At 67.9% G+C, this 15618-nt stretch carries 18 protein-coding genes and 1 pseudogene; 16 read left to right on the top strand and 3 right to left on the bottom strand.

Annotated features, from left to right (window positions below):
- Nucleotides 1-41: 41 nt before the first annotated feature.
- The 12 genes from hrcA to B2869_RS01110 all read left to right on the top strand — a co-directional run bounded on the left by hrcA (nucleotide 42) and on the right by B2869_RS01110 (nucleotide 10113).
- Nucleotides 42-1073, top strand: coding sequence for a heat-inducible transcriptional repressor HrcA (gene hrcA, locus B2869_RS01165; protein ID WP_029260211.1), 1032 nt, complete (start codon nucleotides 42-44; stop codon nucleotides 1071-1073).
- A gap of 37 nt (nucleotides 1074-1110) precedes the next feature.
- Nucleotides 1111-2226 (top strand): molecular chaperone DnaJ, encoded by a 1116-nt coding sequence (gene dnaJ / locus B2869_RS01160; protein WP_292761739.1) that lies wholly within the window; start codon nucleotides 1111-1113, stop codon nucleotides 2224-2226.
- 2 nt (nucleotides 2227-2228) lie between these two features.
- Nucleotides 2229-2957, top strand: coding sequence for a 16S rRNA (uracil(1498)-N(3))-methyltransferase (locus B2869_RS01155; protein WP_292761736.1), 729 nt, complete (start codon nucleotides 2229-2231; stop codon nucleotides 2955-2957).
- A gap of 67 nt (nucleotides 2958-3024) precedes the next feature.
- Nucleotides 3025-3375, top strand: coding sequence for a histidine triad nucleotide-binding protein (locus B2869_RS01150; protein ID WP_029265007.1), 351 nt, complete (start codon nucleotides 3025-3027; stop codon nucleotides 3373-3375).
- A 79-nt stretch (nucleotides 3376-3454) separates the two neighbouring features.
- Nucleotides 3455-4480: a PhoH family protein gene (locus tag B2869_RS01145; RefSeq protein WP_208323627.1), complete on the top strand. Its 1026-nt coding sequence runs from the start codon at nucleotides 3455-3457 to the stop codon at nucleotides 4478-4480.
- Complete coding sequence (gene ybeY / locus B2869_RS01140; protein WP_021198570.1) at nucleotides 4477-4935, top strand: rRNA maturation RNase YbeY; 459 nt, start codon at nucleotides 4477-4479, stop codon at nucleotides 4933-4935. The genes B2869_RS01145 and ybeY overlap by 4 nt, the downstream gene beginning before the upstream one ends.
- The gene (locus tag B2869_RS01135) at nucleotides 4932-6227 is read left to right on the top strand and encodes a hemolysin family protein (RefSeq protein ID WP_021198571.1); all 1296 of its coding nucleotides are present in this window, start codon (nucleotides 4932-4934) and stop codon (nucleotides 6225-6227) included. Before ybeY ends, B2869_RS01135 begins: the two co-directional genes overlap by 4 nt.
- The gene (gene era, locus B2869_RS01130; RefSeq protein WP_292761722.1) at nucleotides 6220-7116 is read left to right on the top strand and encodes a GTPase Era; all 897 of its coding nucleotides are present in this window, start codon (nucleotides 6220-6222) and stop codon (nucleotides 7114-7116) included. The genes B2869_RS01135 and era overlap by 8 nt, the downstream gene beginning before the upstream one ends.
- 54 nt (nucleotides 7117-7170) lie before the next feature.
- Nucleotides 7171-7698 carry an RNA polymerase sigma factor gene (locus tag B2869_RS01125; protein WP_292761719.1) on the top strand — a complete coding sequence of 176 codons (528 nt, stop codon included), beginning with the start codon at nucleotides 7171-7173 and terminating at the stop codon, nucleotides 7696-7698.
- Nucleotides 7691-8671 carry a hypothetical protein gene (locus B2869_RS01120; protein WP_292761717.1) on the top strand — a complete coding sequence of 327 codons (981 nt, stop codon included), beginning with the start codon at nucleotides 7691-7693 and terminating at the stop codon, nucleotides 8669-8671. Before B2869_RS01125 ends, B2869_RS01120 begins: the two co-directional genes overlap by 8 nt.
- Nucleotides 8668-9141: a hypothetical protein gene (locus B2869_RS01115; protein WP_292761714.1), complete on the top strand. Its 474-nt coding sequence runs from the start codon at nucleotides 8668-8670 to the stop codon at nucleotides 9139-9141. Before B2869_RS01120 ends, B2869_RS01115 begins: the two co-directional genes overlap by 4 nt.
- Nucleotides 9142-9156: 15 nt before the next feature.
- Nucleotides 9157-10113, top strand: a complete 957-nt coding sequence (locus tag B2869_RS01110; RefSeq protein WP_373695377.1) for an NADP-dependent oxidoreductase — start codon at nucleotides 9157-9159, stop codon at nucleotides 10111-10113.
- Between the two features lie 19 nt (nucleotides 10114-10132).
- Here the strand turns inward: B2869_RS01110 and B2869_RS01105 are convergent, their stop codons facing one another.
- Nucleotides 10133-10780: a hypothetical protein gene (locus B2869_RS01105; protein ID WP_292761712.1), complete on the bottom strand. Its 648-nt coding sequence runs from the start codon at nucleotides 10778-10780 to the stop codon at nucleotides 10133-10135.
- A gap of 193 nt (nucleotides 10781-10973) precedes the next feature.
- Here B2869_RS01105 and leuA point away from each other — a divergent pair, with 193 nt between their 5' ends.
- On the top strand, nucleotides 10974-12728 hold the full coding sequence (leuA, locus tag B2869_RS01100) for a 2-isopropylmalate synthase (protein WP_292761710.1): 1755 nt from the start codon (nucleotides 10974-10976) through the stop codon (nucleotides 12726-12728).
- A gap of 81 nt (nucleotides 12729-12809) precedes the next feature.
- Here the strand turns inward: leuA and B2869_RS01095 are convergent, their stop codons facing one another.
- A complete protein-coding gene (locus B2869_RS01095) occupies nucleotides 12810-13190 on the bottom strand; it encodes a VOC family protein (protein WP_292761707.1) in 381 nt (126 codons plus the stop codon).
- A 67-nt stretch (nucleotides 13191-13257) separates the two neighbouring features.
- On the opposite strand from B2869_RS01095, the gene B2869_RS01090 reads away from it, so the two are divergent.
- Nucleotides 13258-13992 (top strand): TetR/AcrR family transcriptional regulator C-terminal domain-containing protein, encoded by a 735-nt coding sequence (locus tag B2869_RS01090; protein WP_292761704.1) that lies wholly within the window; start codon nucleotides 13258-13260, stop codon nucleotides 13990-13992.
- Nucleotides 13993-14011: 19 nt separating this feature from the next.
- On the opposite strand, the gene B2869_RS01085 is transcribed toward B2869_RS01090, so the two are convergent.
- Nucleotides 14012-14710 carry a trimeric intracellular cation channel family protein gene (locus tag B2869_RS01085; protein ID WP_292761701.1) on the bottom strand — a complete coding sequence of 233 codons (699 nt, stop codon included), beginning with the start codon at nucleotides 14708-14710 and terminating at the stop codon, nucleotides 14012-14014.
- Nucleotides 14711-14744: 34 nt separating this feature from the next.
- On the opposite strand from B2869_RS01085, the gene recO reads away from it, so the two are divergent.
- The gene (recO, locus tag B2869_RS01080; RefSeq protein WP_292761698.1) at nucleotides 14745-15488 is read left to right on the top strand and encodes a DNA repair protein RecO; all 744 of its coding nucleotides are present in this window, start codon (nucleotides 14745-14747) and stop codon (nucleotides 15486-15488) included.
- A pseudogene (locus B2869_RS01075) lies at nucleotides 15485-15618 on the top strand (isoprenyl transferase); the annotation flags it as partial. The gene recO and the pseudogene B2869_RS01075, both read left to right, overlap by 4 nt.

Below are 15618 nucleotides of genomic sequence, written 5' to 3'. Positions count from 1 at the left end.
TGGCACTCTGAACGTCCGAGTGCCAGCGGAAGGGAAGGGCGATGGTCACAGAGCGAGGACTCCAGGTTCTCCGAGCGATCGTGCAGGACTACGTCGAGACCCACGAACCCGTCGGCAGCCGCTCCATCGTCGACCGGCACTCCTTCGGCGTCTCGGCGGCGACGATCCGCAACGACATGGCGCTGCTCGAGGACGAAGAGCTCATCACGGCTCCGCACACCTCGTCCGGCCGTGTGCCCACCGACAAGGGCTATCGCGTCTTCGTGAACCATCTCGCCCAGCTGCGACCGCTCTCGTCGGCTCAGCGCTCGGCTATCGAGTCCTTCCTCGGCGAGCCGGCCGACCTCGACGACCTGATGGCGCGAACGGTGCGGGTGCTGACACAGCTGACCGGCCAGGTCGCGCTCGCCCAGTACCCCTCGTTCGCCCGCGCGCATGTCACGCACGTCGAGCTGGTCGCGCTCGCGCCGAACCGGCTTCTGATCGTGCTCGTGACCGATGCCGGCGGGGTCTCGCAGCGTATGGCCGTCCTCCCGGAGCCGATCGACGACGCCGACATGGCTGTGCTGCGCGCACGGCTGTCCGCGTCGATCACCGGTCAGGGCATCGGGGAGGCATCCGATCGGCTGCAGGCGTTGCTGGTCGCCGAGGAGAAGCCCCAGGATGCCGTGCTGCGCACGCTTGCTGCGGTGATCGTCGACGAACTCGGCGGCTTCCGCCAGGAGCGACTGGTGATGGCGGGAGCGGCGACCCTCGCGCGCCGGGAGCAGGACTTCCGCGGCAGCATCCACCCCCTCCTCGAAGCCATCGAGGAACAGGTGACGCTCCTGCGTCTGATGAGCGAGATGGTGACAGACGAGCACGGACTCGCCGCGAGCATCGGCACGGAGAACGCCCCGTTCGGCCTGGGCGAGGCGTCGATCGTCGCCAGCAACTACGCCGCCCCGAGCGGCACGGCGCGCGTCGGAGTGATGGGACCGACGCGCATGGACTACCCGAGCAACCTCGCCGCAGCGCGGGCCGTGGCCCGCTACCTGTCGCGGATGCTCGATGAAGACGAGGCCGGCCGCTGACGCGGTCGCCACCGAGACACACGCAAGAAAGGCGATTGTGGCGGACCACTATGAGGTTCTCGGGGTGTCCCGAGACGCTTCCACCGATGAGATCAAGAAGGCGTACCGGCGCCTCGCCCGGCAGCTGCACCCGGATGTGAACCCGGGAGAGGACGCGGCGGAGAAGTTCAAGCTCGTCACGCATGCGTACGACGTGCTCAGCGACGACGACTCCCGCCGGCGCTATGACATGGGCGGCGGAGACGGTGCGGCAGGGAACTTCGGCGGCTTCGGCGGTTTCGGCGACATCTTCGAGACGTTCTTCGGGGCCTCGCAGGGTGGCGGACGTGGCGCGCGTCCGCGTTCGCGTCGCGAGCGTGGCCAGGACGCCCTCGTCCGTGTGACCCTCGACCTCGGCGATGTGGTCTTCGGTGCGCACCGAGACATCGACGTCGACACCGCGGTGCTGTGCGAGACGTGTCAGGGATCCTGCTGCCAGGAGGGCACCTCTCCGGTCACCTGCGACATCTGCGGCGGCTCCGGTCACGTGCAGCGTCAGGTGCGCAGCCTGCTCGGCAACGTCGTGACCTCTCAGCCCTGCGGCACGTGCGAGGGCTACGGCACGACGATCCCTTACCCCTGCGGCACGTGCGGTGGCCAGGGTCGCGTGCGTTCGCGCCGTACCGTGTCGCTCGACATCCCGGCGGGCGTCGAGACCGGGCTCCGTCTGCAGCTTCCCGGTTCCGGCGAGGTCGGCAAGGCGGGCGGCCCGAACGGAGACCTGTACGTCGAGGTGACCGTCAACCCGCACGCGGCTTTCAGCCGTGAGGGTGACGACCTGCTCGCCACACTCGAGGTGTCGATGACCGATGCGATCCTCGGCACCGAGACCACGATCCAGGGGCTCGACGGTGAGGTCGACCTCGAGATCCGTGCCGGTGTGCAGTCCGGCGACGTGCTCACGATCAAGGGCCGCGGCATCACTCCGCTGCGTGGCACGCAGCGCGGCGATCTGCGGGTCGGCGTGCAGGTGCTGACCCCGACCAGGTTGGACTCCGCGCAGCGAGCCCTGATCGAGGACTTCGCCAAGAAGACGAAGTCGCCGGAGCCCCAGCTCGCGCAGTTCCAACAGGGACTGTTCTCGAAGCTCCGCGACCGCTTCCGCAGCCACTGACCATGGCCCTGCATTTCCTCGTCGAGTCGTCGACCGATGCCGGAGTCGGCGACATCGTGTCGTTGACCGGAGCCGAAGCCAAGCACGCGGCCGTCGTACGACGGCTTCGCGTCGGTGAGGCCGTCACGGTCGGCGACGGTGCCGGAGTGTGGTTGGCCGGTGTCGCCGAGGAGGTGTCGCCCGCTCGCGTCGACGTGCTCATCGCGGAGCGCATCGAGCGCCCCGCGCCCCGTCCGCGGATCGTCCTGGTGCAGGCGCTCGCGAAGGGCGATCGCGATGAGCTCGCCGTACAGGCCGCGTGCGAGCTCGGCGTCGACGAGATCGTGCCCTGGCAGGCGAGTCGCAGCGTTTCGCGCTGGGAAGGTCCGAAGGCGGTGAAGGGGAGGGAGCGCTGGGCGAGCATCGTGCGCGAGGCCGCGAAGCAGGCGCACCGCGCGTGGGTCCCGGCGGTGGTCGCGCCGGTCTCGACGAAGCAACTCGCCGAGCGCGTCAGCTCGCAGCGTGTTCTGCTCCTCGACCCGAAGGCCCCCGTGCGGTTGTCCGAGATCGTGCCGGACGGCCGCGACCTGGTGCTCGTCGTTGGGCCGGAAGGCGGGATCTCCGAAGAGGAGCTCCACCGCTTGACGGAGGAGGGGGCCGAGCGGGTGCTCCTGGGCGACACCGTGCTGCGCACCTCGACGGCAGGGCCGGCCGCGATCGCCGTGCTGTCGGTCGCACTCGGCCGATGGTGAACGCGACTCGCCCGCCTGCCCACGCGCACCGGGCTGCGAGCGCGCTGTGGTCAGTAGACTTGACGGCATGACGGAACCCTCGATCTTCACGCGCATTCTGAACGGGGAGATCCCTGCCGAGATCATCGGCGAGACCGACCGCCTCTTCGCTCTGCGCGACATCGCGCCGCAGGCACCCGTGCATCTGCTCGTGGTGCCGAAGACCGAGGAGTACCGCGACGTGACCGAGCTCGCTGCCGGGGATGCCACTCTGCTGGCCGAGATGATCGCCTTCGCGGGGGAGCTCGCCGCGGAGCACACCGAAGACGGCGACTTCCGCCTCGTCTTCAACACCGGCGCGAACGCCGGGCAGACCGTGTTCCACGTCCACGCGCATGTGCTGGGCGGCGGATTGACCGAGAAGAGCGTCGGTGCCTGAGAACCACGAACCCCAGGAACGCAGCCGGGGAGGTCAGCCTCCCGAGGCCGTCGAGAAGATCTACGCCGACGGCGTCGCGATGGTGCAGCTGCTCGGGCCCCAGGACCGGCTTCTGCGGATGCTCGAGAAGGAGCACCCCGGTGTCCAGGTGCTCGTGCGCGGCAACGAGATCACGCTCGGCGGCAGCACCGATGCGGTCGCGAAGGCGAAAGCGCTGGTCGACGAGCTCCTCGCCATGACGAGGGCCGGGCACGACCTGGCCCCGAGCGATGTGTCGAGCTCCGCGCGCATGCTGCGCCAGGAGGGCGGACCGCGTCCGAGCGAGGTGCTGGGCGAGGCGATCCTGACTACCCGTGGCAAGGTGATCCGTCCGAAGACCCTCGGGCAGAAGGAGTACGTCGACGCGATCGAGGAGAACACGATCGTGTTCGGCATCGGTCCCGCCGGCACGGGCAAGACCTATCTCGCGATGGCGAAGGCGGTGCAGGCCCTGCAGCGCAAAGAAGTGACCCGCATCATCCTCACCCGTCCCGCCGTCGAGGCGGGGGAGCGGCTCGGGTTCCTCCCCGGCACCCTCACGGACAAGATCGACCCGTACCTGCGCCCGCTGTACGACGCGCTGAACGAGATGATGGACCCCGAGATCGTGCCGCGACTGATGGCGACGGGCACGATCGAAGTCGCCCCGCTCGCCTACATGCGCGGCCGCACCCTCAACGACTCCTTCGTGGTGCTCGATGAGGCGCAGAACACGACTCCCGAGCAGATGAAGATGTTCCTCACGCGACTCGGCTTCGGCACGCGGATGGTCGTCACCGGCGACATCACGCAGGTCGATCTTCCGCAGGGTGCATCCGGTCTCCGTCTGGTCACCCGTGTGCTCGACGGAATCGACGACATCCATTTCTCCCGCCTCACCAGCGATGACGTGGTGCGCCACTCGTTGGTCGGCCGCATCGTCGACGCGTACAGCGAGTACGACGAGAAGCGCACCGCGCAGCGGTTCGAGCGCGAACAGGCGGCCGAGTTCGCCAATCGTGCCGAGCGCCGAGGAGCGCAACGACCAGGACCGCGTGATCGCGCCCCGAAACGAGGACTCTCATGATCGAGATCAACAACGAGTCGGCCATCGACGTCGATGAGACCGTGCTGCAGCGACTCACCGACTTCAACCTCGCACAGCTCCACGTGAGCCCGGACGCCGAGGTGGCGATCGTTCTCGTCGACGAGGGCGCCATGGAGGCTCTTCACGTGCAGTGGATGGATGAGCCCGGTCCCACGGACGTGCTGAGCTTCCCGATGGACGAGCTGCGCCCCGGTACCGAGGATCGCCCGACGGCTCCCGGTCTGCTCGGCGACATCGTCCTCTGCCCGCAGGTCGCGGAAGCGCAGGCGCAGGCCGCAGGACACACTCTGATGGACGAGCTGATCCTGCTGACCACGCACGGGTTGCTCCACCTTCTCGGATTCGATCATGCCGAACCTGACGAGGAGCGTGAGATGTTCGGGCTGCAGAAGGAACTGATCCAGGGCTTCGCCGCAGCTGAACGCCGGCGATGACCGCGGCTCTCCTGCTGATCGCCGCCGTGCTGCTGGTGGCCTTCGGCGGTCTCATGTCCGCGATCGATGCGGCATACGGGGTCACGTCACGGGCGGGTCTGGCCGACATGGCGACGGAAGGGCGCAGGGCCAAGGCGCTGGGGCGCATCGCCGCGGACCTCGATGCGCACGTGAACGCCGTGGCGTTCATCCGCGTGCTGGCGGAGGTCACAGCCGCCGTGCTCGTGACGGTGGCGTTCACCATCCTGATCGAGAACAACTGGTGGGCGATGCTCGCCGCCGCCCTGTTGATGACGGCGATCACCTTCGTTCTCGTGGGAGCGAGCCCGCGCTCGTTCGGGCGCCAGCACGCTGAGGGCATGATCCGCGGCACGGCGTCGGTCGTGCGTGGACTCCGTATCTTCCTGGGCCCCCTCGCTCAGGGACTCGTCGTGCTCGGCAACCGCGTCACGCCGGGTACCGGCCGCAGCTCCTTCACCAGTGAGGACCAGCTGCTCAGCATGGTCGACGAGGCGGCGTCGAACGACCTCATCGAGGAGGACGACCGGGATCTCATCCACTCGGTGTTCGACTTCACCGATCAGTTCGTCCGCGCCGTGATGGTGCCCCGCACCGAGATGGTGACCGTCGATGCCACGGCGACGACGGATGAGGCCATGTCGCTGTTCCTGAACCGCGGTGTGTCGCGCATGCCTGTCGTCGATGACGATGCGGACGACGTCGTCGGCGTGCTCTATCTCAAGGACCTCGTGCAGTTCGCCTATCGCGACGACAGCGCGTGGCGCGCGGCCTCGATCCGGCCGATCGCGCGCCCGGCGACCTTTGTCCCCGAGTCGATGCGCGCCGAGACCCTCCTCCAGCAGATGAAGCGCGACGCCGTGCATGTGTGTCTGGTGATCGACGAGCACGGCGGGATTTCGGGCTTGGTGACGCTGGAGGACTTGATCGAGGAACTCGTCGGCGAGATCTCGGACGAGTACGATCAGGTGTCGGCGGAGTTCGTCGATCTCGGTCACGGACGATACCGCGTGAGCTCCCGTCTCTCGCTCGAGGACGTCGGCGATCTCTTCGGTCTCGAGCTCGAGGACGAGGATGTCGACTCGATCGGTGGGCTGCTCGGCAAAGCGCTGGGACAGGTTCCGCAGCCCGGTGCAACGGCTACCGTGGAAGGTTTGGTTCTCACGGGTGGCGCATCGCGCGGCCGTGGCAGAGGTATCGCGACGGTGTTCGTGGAACGTGCGGCGGGGGAACCCGACGCTTCGCAGGATGAAGGAGATCGAGACGATGACTGACGGCACTCGAAGCGGGTTCGTGACATTCGTCGGACGCCCCAACGTCGGGAAGTCGACGCTGACGAACGCCCTCGTCGGCGAGAAGATCGCCATCACCAGCGAGAAGCCGCAGACCACGCGTCGGGCGATCCGCGGCATCGTGAACCGTCCCGAGGGCCAGCTCGTCATCGTGGACACCCCCGGAATCCACAAGCCGCGCACACTGCTCGGCGAGCGGCTGAACGATCTCGTCGAGCAGGTGCTGGGCGACGTCGACGTCATCGGCTTCTGCGTGCCCGCGAACGAGAAGGTCGGTCCGGGGGATCGACGGATCGCCGCCTCGCTCGATGGCTACCCGCGTGCGAAGAAGATCGCGATCGTGACGAAGATGGACGCTGCCGCTCGTGATGAGGTCACCGAGCGGCTCCTGGAGGTCGATTCGCTGCGCGAGGACTGGGCCGCGGTCATCCCGCTGTCCGCCCTGACGCGCGAGCAGCTCGACGTGCTCTCGGACGAGATCCTGACGCTGATGCCCAAGGGGCCGGCACTCTATCCGGAGGGCATCACGACGGACGAGTCGCAGGAGGATCGGATCGCCGAGATGATCCGAGAGGCCGCCCTGGAGGGGGTGCGTGACGAGCTCCCGCACTCGATCGCCGTCGTCATCGACGACATCGCGCCCCGTGAGGGCAAGGACCTCACCGACGTGCACGCCTCGATCGTGGTCGAGCGCGACAGTCAGAAGGCGATCATCATCGGGCATAAGGGCAAGCGACTCAGCGAGGTGGGGGCGCGAGCGCGCGTCGGCATCGAGGAGCTGCTCGGCACGCGCGTCTTCCTCGGGCTGCATGTGAAGGTCGCGAAGGAATGGCAGCGCGATCCGAAGCAGCTCGGCAGGCTCGGATTCTGAGATGACATCCGGCATCACGTCGATGGCGGCGGGAAGGCCGCCGACCCCGGCGACATGAGCGGTCGCAGCGAAGACCCGAATCCGCTGCGCAACGAGGTCTTCACCCGAGTGTTCGATGAGCACTGGGCAGCAGTGCGGCATCACATCGAGGGCGTCGTCGGCGCGGAGGACGAGGTCACCGAGATCGTCTCCGAGGTGTTCCTGCTCGCGTGGACCAAGCTCAGACCTGCACGTCCGCCGAGCCGTGTCTGGCTGTTGCGGGCGACCGATCGGCGGCTGCGGGCTCGTTCCGGCCGGGCGTCCACGCCCTACGGGGCGCTCGATGCTGTGCATCTGGGGCTCTCCGGCGAACAAGGCGGACCGGATCAGCACAGTCGTGTCGCGGTCCTGCGCGCTTTGGCTGTCCTCACTCCAGGTCAGAGGCGTATCATCATGCTCACGTACTGGGACGGACTCACGGTCGGGGAGATCGCGGAGTTGTTGCGCGCTTCCGAATTCCGAGTGCGGAAGACGCTGGGACGCGCGCAGGATCGCCTGTGTGCGGAGCTGGGCCTGGAGGGGCGGACGACGGGTGATGACTGAGAACGCCGTGCTCGAACGGATGCTGAGCGATGCCGATCCCGCACCGACTCCGCGAGACGCTGCGCCCGACGCGCGGGCCCTCGCGACTCGCGACCGCATCCTCCGCACGAGCACCGCACCGAGGCGTCGCCGTCGGCGTGCACTCGGCTGGGCTTCCGGCCTGACCGCGGTCGCAGCCTCGACGGCTCTGGCCTTCGCCGTGTTCTCCCCGCAGGGGGCGGCGGTGGCCGGGATGCCGTCACCGCTCGAGTTCGACGGCTCGGTCACTGTCGCTCAGGTCGTCGACGGGGCCGAAGCGAGCCTCGCCGAGAGCCCCGGTCCCGGTGAGCCGGTGCGATCGGTCAGGACCGCCTCCTGGGGGTTCAACGTCGAGGTCGATTCGAAGACCACGATCGTCGTTCCCCAGCTTTCGACGCTCACGTGGGAACCGGACGGTTCCGGACGTGCGACCACCATCGACGGTGTTCCGTACGATCCCTCGGATGCGGCGGCGAGCAATGCCGCGGAGGTCACCAGCAGCGGAACAGTGGTCAACGATCTGGTGATGGCACCGGGGGACTTCACCACTCCCTGGACCGCTGTGCCCGGCGAGACGCACGACGACATGGTGGCGATCCTCCGTGCGTTCGGACTGCCGGACGAACCGACGGCATTCGATGTGGAGACCGCATTCACCTCCGTCCTCGGCCAATGGACGTTGACGAATGTGCAGCACCGCGAGCTGCTCCTCCTGCTCGAGGAAGCCGGCGGCGGTCAGGCGCTCGGAACGACGACGGATCGGCTGGGGCGACCCGTCGACGGTATCCGTGTGCAGTCGCCCGACGGGGCGGTGAGCGACGTGGTCCTGGTGTCCCGCGACACGGGGAGGATCGTCGGAGTGGAGCGTACCGTTCTGATCGCCGACGAGCTCTTCGCGGCAGGCTCGATCATCTCGTATCAGATGTGGGACGTGGAGGAGGATGTGTTCCGATGAGGCGCTCGACTGCTCTCGCGGCGATCGTCCTCGGGCTGCTCGTCGCCTTCGGAGCGACTCCGGCGATGGCCGCAGACCCGAGCGATCGTGAGGTCGACCCTGCCGTCGCCGCCATGCTCGAAGAGGTGCCGGGCGGCATCGTCATCGATGCGACGCGAGCGGTGTGGCCCGATCTCGGCATGGAGCTGCAGATCGTCGGCGCGTCCAGCATCTCCGCGCGCACAGTCGGCGGCTGCGCGACCGGCAAGACCTGCGCATTCAGTCTCGCCTCTCTCGGCGGGAGCATCCTGAGCTTCAGCTCGTGCAGCGTCAACGCCGTGCCTGCGAGCTTCGTGACCAGGTCAGCGGCGAATGCACGGACCTCCGGCTACATGCAGGCGCGAAACGGAACGTCGGTTCTCGCCACCATCTACGCGGGCAACTGGTCGAACGTGTCGGGCACCGTCACGAACCTGCGTTGCGTCCTCTGAGAACCGTCGCGCACCGTGGCCTCGACTGATCCGCTCCGCACGTGGCAGTGGACCGCGCCGGTGTGGGGCCCGCCCGAGACCTGGGCGTTCGTCGAGCATGAGCTGCGCACTCCCGAACCGGGCGAGGTCACGATCCGTGTCCTCGCCGCGGGGGTGAACCCCGCAGACGCGAAGCATGTCGCGGCCCCCCGCACGGGCATCGAGCTGCCCGTCCCGATCGGGTATGAGGTCTCGGGGGAGATCTCGGCCATCGGCGCGGACAGCCGGACCGGCTCGGGGGCCGTCGACATCGGCGACGAGGTCATCGCCTTCCGCGTGCGCGGTGGCTACGCGACCGAGATCATCGTGCCCGCCGAGAAGGTGTTCGCCAAGCCGTCGACGCTCACGCATCCCGAGGCCGCGAATCTGCTGCTCGTCGGCACCACGGCCGCAGAGATGCTCGCCGTCACCGCTGCGGCACCAGGGGAGACGATCCTTCTCCACGGCGCTTCCGGCGCCGTCGGTGTGAGCGTGCTGCAGCAGGCGCGGCTCCGCGGCATCCGCGTCATCGGAACGGCGAGCCCAGCCCGCTTCGGCGAAGTCCGAAGGTTCGGGGGCGTCCCTGTGGAGTACGGCCCCGGGCTCTCCGGCCGAGTCCGCGACCTTGCGGATGTTCCGATCGCTGCGGCTTTGGACACGGCGGGAACTCGGGAAGCCATGGACGCGTCCCTCGAACTCGTCGCCGACCGTCGACGGATCGTCACGATCGCCGCCGCGGGTCGCGCGGAGGATGACGGCATCCTCTTCATTGCCGGGTCGATGCCTCAGAGCGCCCGCTTCCGCGACGAGGTGCGGGGAGAGTTGGTCGCGCTGGCACAGAACGGCGATCTCGTGGTCCCTCTGGCCCGAACGTTCCCCCTGGCCGACGCACCGGCGGCGCATCGGCTTCTCGCCACCGGCCATCCCGGCGGCAAGATCGCTCTGATCCCCTAGCCGGGCGGTCTGCCCGCGCTCAGTCGATCTCCCGGAGCGCGGACGTCACGATCACGACACCCTCTCCGTACTCCGCATCCGCCATGTCCTGGATCGTCCCGTCATCCCAGACGACATCGAGCCACACGTAACCGCGATCGGTGCGGAGCGTGACCGCTTCATCGCCGAGGCGGGCCGAGATGTCGTCCTGGATGCGGCTGAGTTCTCCGGGCGGCGTCGTGCCGTCGACACCGTCCGTCGGATCCTCCGGGGCGATCGGGTCGAAGAGTGCGAGCATGATCGGCGGATCGGTGTTCGTGAGTCGCTCGCCGTCGTAGGTGGCATACACGGCGTATGCACCCCACGTCGTCTCCCCGCTGGACTCGCGACCCTCCACGTCGTCCCAGGACCAGCCGTCGACGGGGACGCCGTCGCATTGCGGAGGAGACGACTCCATGATCGCTCCCATGCACAGCTGCACGTCGCCACCCACGTCCAGCACCGTACCCACCCCGATCACGCGCCCTTCGGGGAGATCGGGCCGGGCGTCCTCGATGCGCTGCTCGGACGACGCCGTCGTGCTTGTCGGAGCCGGCGAGGTCCCGGGGCCCGTCGTGCATGCGCTCAGGAACAGGAGGCCGACGCCTGAGGCGGCGGCGATGGACAGGCGACGCTGCGATGTGCTCATACCGACGAGTGTCGGTGGGATCCGGATCGTCTCAGGCACGTCGATACCGCGATGGCATCCCTGCTAGCATGACCTCATGCCTTTCGGCGGTCTGCTTCTTCTTAGCTGCCGCGACGAGTCCTAAAGCTAGGGCCTTCCTCGTCGCGGCGCTTGTGTTGGCCCGTTCATCTTGACGAAGAGAAGAAGCCCCATCATGCAGAACACTCAGCGCCCGTCCGCTATGCCGATTCACAAGTACCGGCCGTTCCACGAGCAGATCAACGTCCACCTGCCCGACCGTACCTGGCCCGATGCCCGCATCACCGAGGCCCCTCGCTGGTGCGCGGTCGACCTGCGTGACGGCAATCAGGCGCTCATCGATCCGATGTCGCCCGAGCGCAAACGCGTCATGTTCGAGCTGCTCGTGAGCATGGGCTACAAGGAGATCGAGGTCGGCTTCCCCTCGGCGAGCCAGACCGACTTCGACTTCGTCCGTCAGCTCATCGAAGAGGACCTGATCCCGGACGACGTCACCATCCAGGTGCTGACGCAGGCGCGTGAGCACCTCATCGCGCGTACCTATGAGTCGATCGCCGGTGCCAAGCAGGCCATCGTTCACCTGTACAACTCGACGAGCGTGCTGCAGCGCGAGGTCGTCTTCCGCACCGACAGGCAGGGCATCATCGACATCGCGCTCGAGGGGGCGCGCCTGTGCCGGCAGTTCGAGAAGACCATCCCCGACACGAAGGTCTACTACGAGTACTCGCCCGAGAGCTACACCGGCACCGAGCTCGAGTTCGCCGTCGACATCTGCAACCAGGTGATCGAGGTCTTCGAGCCCACTCCCGACCGCAAGGTGATCATCAACCTGCCCGCCACGGTCGAGATGGCCTCGCCCAATGTCTACGCCGATTCGATCGAGTGGATGAGCCGTCACCTCGCGCACCGCGAGAACGTGATCCTGTCGCTGCACCCGCACAACGACCGCGGTACCGCGATCGCCGCAGCCGAGCTCGGCTACATGGCCGGCGCCGATCGCATCGAGGGATGCCTGTTCGGCAACGGCGAGCGCACCGGCAACGTCGACATCGTCGCGCTGGGCATCAACCTCTTCACGCAGGGTATCGACCCGCAGATCGACTTCAGCGACATCGACCAGGTCAAGCGCACGGTCGAGTACTGCAACCAGCTGCCGGTGCCGGAGCGCAGCCCGTGGGCGGGCGACCTCGTCTTCACCGCTTTCAGCGGATCGCATCAGGACGCGATCAAGAAGGGCTTCGAAGCCATGGCCGTGCGTGCCGAGGCCGAGGGTGTTACGGTCGACGACATCGAGTGGGCCGTACCGTACCTGCCCGTCGACCCGAAGGACCTCGGTCGCTCCTACGAGGCCGTCATCCGCGTGAATTCGCAGTCCGGCAAGGGCGGTGTCGCCTACCTGCTGAAGGCCGACCACGCGATCGACCTGCCCCGCAAGCTCCAGATCGAGTTCTCGGGCGTCGTGCAGGCGAAGACGGATGCCGAGGGCGGAGAGGTCACGAGCGAGCAGATCTGGTCGATCTTCAACGACGAGTACCTTCCGGCGGTCGACACGGCGGCGAAGTGGGGACGCTTCGAGCTCCTCGCCACGCAGACCCGCAGCGACATGTCCGGCGACGTCGCCCTCGACGTGGTCCTGCGCGACGACGATCAGCAGGTGTCCGTCACCGGCAACGGCAACGGGCCTGTCGCCGCATTCGTCGAGGTGCTGCGTGGGCAGGGCTTCGACATCACGGTGTACGACTACGTCGAGCATGCGCTCAGCGCCGGTGGCGACGCGCAGGCGGCAGCCTACGTCGAGCTGCAGGTCGGCGATCAGCGTCTGTGGGGCGTCGGCATCGACGGCGACATCTCGACCGCGTCCCTCAAGGCGATCGTGTCGGGTGTGAACCGTTCGATCCGCACGCGTCAGCAGGAGCTCGCGGCGGTCTGATCGATGCGTCTCGACGACGGCGGCCGGAATCCCCGAGGATCCCGGCCGCCCTCGTCTGTGTGTGCACCTCTGGTCAGGGGGCTATGCGACCCATTGCACCAGCTGCCAGACGAGACCGTTCGGATCGGCGAACTGGCAGTAGCGCTCACCCCACGGCTCGGTCTCCGGGGGAGTGATGACCCGCGCTCCGGCGTCGGACATGCGCGCGAACTCCCGGTCGATGTCGTCGACGACGAACACGACCAGGGTGCCTTCCCCTGCGGAGCCGGAGATCTCCTGCGGGCGGAACGTGCTCAGTCCGGTCTCGAGGAAGATGATGTTCGGTGGCGAGTCCGGGTGCTGCAGGGAGACGAAGCCCTCGGCGGACATCGCCTCCTCGAAGCCGAAGTGGGTCTTGGCGAAGGACGCCGAGGCGGCGACGTCGGGAACGTTGAGCGAGATGGCGGTCTGAGTGATGTTCACGGTTCTCCTGTCATAAACTACGTACAACGTACAGAGTTAAGTCGTCGACGCGGGAGGGTATTCCGAAATGGCCAAGAATCTCGTGGACCTGCTCTGGCGCAAGGACGCGTCCGAGCGAGCGGACGGCCGTCGCGGGCCCCGTTCTCGCGTATCCGTGGACGCCGTGGTGTCCGGGGCGATCGAACTCGCGGACGCCGGTGGGACCGAGGCGATGACGATCCGTGCGCTGGCGCAGTCGCTCGACCTCACGGCGATGTCCGTCTACACGCACGTCAACAGTCGGGCGGACCTGCTCGTCCTGATGGTCGACGAGGCGCACGCGAGGATGGTGACGTCGCCGGCGGACGGAGCGGGGTGGCGAGCCCGCGTGCGTCGCGTGGCCGATGAGAATCTCGCCCTGTTCCGCGCCCATGCATGGTTGCTGGACATCGATGATGCTCGAGTCGTCGTGGGTCCGGGAACGATAGCGAAATACGACCGCGAGCTGCGGGCATTCGACGACGCCGGACTGTCTGCTGTCGAGCGTGACGCGGCGTTGTCCTTCGTCCTCGACTTCGTGAGGGCGACGGCGGCGAGAATGCGCGGGAGTGCAGCGCGGGAGCGCTTCGGACCGTTCTGGGCCGAGGCCGCGCCGCGCGTGACGGGATATCTCGGGGCGGACTTCCCCCTCGCCCAGGCGGTCGGTCAGGCAGCCGGCGAAGCGATGGACGGCCCCTACGACGCCGACATCGCATGGGACTTCGGTGTGGCACGGGTGATCGACGGGCTCGCCGGCATCGTCTCGGATTCCTCGCCGCGCTGAGAGCGTGTCGTGCTGCTTCTCAGAGGTCGGCGCTGGGCTTGACGATCGCGATCGCGCCGGTCTCTGCGGCCACCTTGCGGCGGTAGATGCGCCGCTGCTCGGGCAGCGAGACGTCGAACGTGACGGCGAGGACCCGGATGATGGCGGTGACGGCGATGCCGATGACCGCCGCGAGAGTGATCGGCATCCCGAGGGCGACGGCGATCACGATGAAGGTGCATCCTGCCCCCGCGGCGACCGCGTAGAGCGAGCCGACGTGCATGATCGCGGTCGGAAGCCCCATGAGCATGTCGCGGAGCACGCTGCCACCGACCGCGGCGCAGACGCCGATGAAGACGGCCGGGACTTCGGGGATCCCGAATGCGAGGGCCTTGCTCGTCCCGAAGGCGCCGAACATGCCGATCACCACGGCATCGAGGACCACGATCACGGTGTTCAGCCGGGTGAAGAGGCCCGCGAGCAGCATGCCGAGCAGGGCTGCCCCGCCGGCGGTGACGAGATACCACTGATTCTGCAGGGTGGCGGGCGTCTGCCCCAGCAGGATGTCGCGGATGAGACCGCCACCCATCCCGATCATGATGCCGATGATCGAGACGCCGAGCCAGTCGAGTCGACGCTGCCCCTGGAACCCCGATGCGAACATCGCGCCCTGGACGCCACCGAGGCCGACGCCGAGGAGGTCCGCCCACAGCGGAATGGTGAAGAGCGGTTCGGTCACGCCTCCATTCTCGCGCACGGAGGATAATCGGAGGGTGCCCACCTATCGAGACGAAGCGGTGATCCTGCGCACCCACAAGCTCGGTGAGGCGGATCGCATCGTCATCATGCTCTCGCGGCGTCATGGCAAGGTTCGCGCGGTCGCGAAGGGCGTGCGCCGGACCTCGTCGAAGTTCGGGGCCAGACTCGAGCCGTTCATGGTCGCCGACGTGCAGCTGTATCAAGGCCGCTCGCTCGACATCGTGCAGCAGGCCGAGTCGCTCGGTTCCTACGGAACGGACATCGCCGCGCACTACGACCGGTTCACGGCGGCCAACGCGATGGTCGAGACGGCCGATCGCCTGAGCGACTCGGAGGCGACGCCCGATCAGTACCTGCTCCTCGTCGGCGGGCTGCGTGCGCTGTCCCGCGGAGAGCATGTCGCCCGGAGCATCCTCGACTCGTATCTGCTGCGGGTGATGTCCCTCTCCGGATGGGCGCCCTCCCTCGACGAATGTGCGCGCTGCGGCACCCCGGGTCCGCACTCCCGGTTCGTCGCGCAGCTGGGTGGGCTGGTCTGCCAGAACTGCGCCCCTGCCGGGAGCCCCCGCGTCGCCGAGAAGACCCTGTCGCTGCTCCGGGCGCTGATCGCCGGGGAGTGGGACGTCATCGACGCGTCTTCGCCCGCCGACACGGCCGCCGCGTCCGGCCTGGTCTCCGCCTACGCTCAATGGCATCTGGAACGCGGGATCCGCTCCCTCGCCCACGTGTCCGACATCCCTTCGGAAGGAGAACGGTGAGCCCGAAGCCGTACACGCACAAGGACGCCGTGGCCTATCGCCCGCTGGACTGGACCGGCGTGCATCCCCCCGCGTTCCGGGCCGTGCCGGAGCACGTGGCCATCGTCATGGACGGCAACGGCCGCTGGGC

The sequence above is a fragment of the Microbacterium sp. UBA3486 genome (assembly GCF_002377845.1).
In the GTDB taxonomy this organism is placed as follows: domain Bacteria; phylum Actinomycetota; class Actinomycetes; order Actinomycetales; family Microbacteriaceae; genus Microbacterium; species Microbacterium maritypicum_A.
The sequence above is the reverse complement of the archived record's forward strand: the minus strand, read 5'-3'. Positions and strand labels throughout refer to the sequence as shown.

Coding starts and splice junctions, on each gene's coding strand:
- B2869_RS01090 (WP_292761704.1), top strand. CDS start 13,258: ATGGCCAAGAATCTCGTGGACCTGCTCTGGCGCAAGGACGCGTCCGAG.
- ybeY (WP_021198570.1), top strand. CDS start 4,477: ATGATCGAGATCAACAACGAGTCGGCCATCGACGTCGATGAGACCGTG.
- B2869_RS01115 (WP_292761714.1), top strand. CDS start 8,668: ATGAGGCGCTCGACTGCTCTCGCGGCGATCGTCCTCGGGCTGCTCGTC.
- hrcA (WP_029260211.1), top strand. CDS start 42: ATGGTCACAGAGCGAGGACTCCAGGTTCTCCGAGCGATCGTGCAGGAC.
- B2869_RS01120 (WP_292761717.1), top strand. CDS start 7,691: ATGACTGAGAACGCCGTGCTCGAACGGATGCTGAGCGATGCCGATCCC.
- era (WP_292761722.1), top strand. CDS start 6,220: ATGACTGACGGCACTCGAAGCGGGTTCGTGACATTCGTCGGACGCCCC.
- B2869_RS01145 (WP_208323627.1), top strand. CDS start 3,455: ATGGTGCAGCTGCTCGGGCCCCAGGACCGGCTTCTGCGGATGCTCGAG.
- B2869_RS01125 (WP_292761719.1), top strand. CDS start 7,171: ATGAGCGGTCGCAGCGAAGACCCGAATCCGCTGCGCAACGAGGTCTTC.
- B2869_RS01155 (WP_292761736.1), top strand. CDS start 2,229: ATGGCCCTGCATTTCCTCGTCGAGTCGTCGACCGATGCCGGAGTCGGC.
- B2869_RS01105 (WP_292761712.1), bottom strand. CDS start 10,780: ATGAGCACATCGCAGCGTCGCCTGTCCATCGCCGCCGCCTCAGGCGTC.
- B2869_RS01150 (WP_029265007.1), top strand. CDS start 3,025: ATGACGGAACCCTCGATCTTCACGCGCATTCTGAACGGGGAGATCCCT.
- B2869_RS01135 (WP_021198571.1), top strand. CDS start 4,932: ATGACCGCGGCTCTCCTGCTGATCGCCGCCGTGCTGCTGGTGGCCTTC.
- leuA (WP_292761710.1), top strand. CDS start 10,974: ATGCAGAACACTCAGCGCCCGTCCGCTATGCCGATTCACAAGTACCGG.